Raw genomic sequence first — 862 nt, 5'->3', positions numbered from 1 at the left:
GCGCTCGCCGCCCGCATCGAGGCGCTGGAGGTGGCGCTGCTGCCGCCGCCGGCGCGCGTGATCGTCAACGCCCGCACCGGCACGGTGGTGATCTCGGGCGAGGTGCGGATCCTGCCGGCGGCCGTGGCGCACGGCAATCTCACCGTGCGCGTCACAGAGAACCAGCAGGCTAGCCAGCCCGGCCCGTTCGGACGCGGGCAGACGGTGGTGACCCAGCAATCGACCGTGGAAGCCGGCGAGGCCAGCACCCGCATGAACCTGTTCGCGCCAGGCGCCCGGCTGGGCGACATCGTCGATGCCGTCAACGCACTGGGCGCCGCACCGGGCGACCTGGTGGCGATCCTGGAGGCCCTGAAGGCGGCCGGCGCGCTGCGCGCCGAACTGGTGGTGATCTGATGGAATTGAAGCCCCCCGCCCTGGTGCTGAAGCAGGTCGGCCTGCCGCTGGCGGGCACCCCCGACGAGGCAAGACTGGCCGCAAGGGCCGGCGCCGATTTCGAGGCGCTGCTGGTCACGCGGCTGCTGAAATCGGCGCGCGCCAGCGCGCTCGGCGATGACCTGATGGGGAACAACGACATCGTGCGCGACCAGATCGACGAACAGCGGGGCCGCCTGATCGCGTCCGCCGCGCCGCTGGGCCTTGCGCGCCTGATTGCCAAGGGCGCCGGCAAATGATGGACCTGCTCGCCATTGGACGCACCGGCGTTCTGGCCTTCCAGAAGGCGCTGAATGCCACCGGCGACAATGTCGCCAATGCCGACACCCCCGGCTATGTGCGCCGCCGCGTGACGCTGGCCATCAATCCGCCGGGCCGGGGTGGCCCGCTGGAGCGCGCGCCGCTGGCCGGCGCCGGGGTGCGGGTC

General features: G+C 72.4%; 3 protein-coding genes. All 3 read left to right on the top strand.

From position 1 onward, the window contains the following. Positions 1-396: flagellar basal body P-ring protein FlgI (locus tag GJV64_RS14960; RefSeq protein WP_164158301.1), on the top strand; the 396-nt coding region annotated here is incomplete at its 5' end. Next, on the top strand, positions 396-674 hold the full coding sequence (locus GJV64_RS14955) for a hypothetical protein (RefSeq protein WP_164158299.1): 279 nt from the start codon (positions 396-398) through the stop codon (positions 672-674). The genes GJV64_RS14960 and GJV64_RS14955, both read left to right, overlap by 1 nt. Next, positions 671-862 (top strand): flagellar basal body protein (locus GJV64_RS14950; RefSeq protein WP_235927782.1); only part of this gene is annotated, 192 nt, incomplete at its 3' end. The genes GJV64_RS14955 and GJV64_RS14950, both read left to right, overlap by 4 nt.

It is taken from the genome of Sandarakinorhabdus rubra (genome assembly GCF_010994245.1).
Taxonomy (GTDB): Bacteria; Pseudomonadota; Alphaproteobacteria; order Sphingomonadales; family Sphingomonadaceae; genus Sandarakinorhabdus; species Sandarakinorhabdus rubra.
Note: the sequence above shows the minus strand (reverse complement) of the source record. Positions and strands in the feature narration are given on the sequence as shown.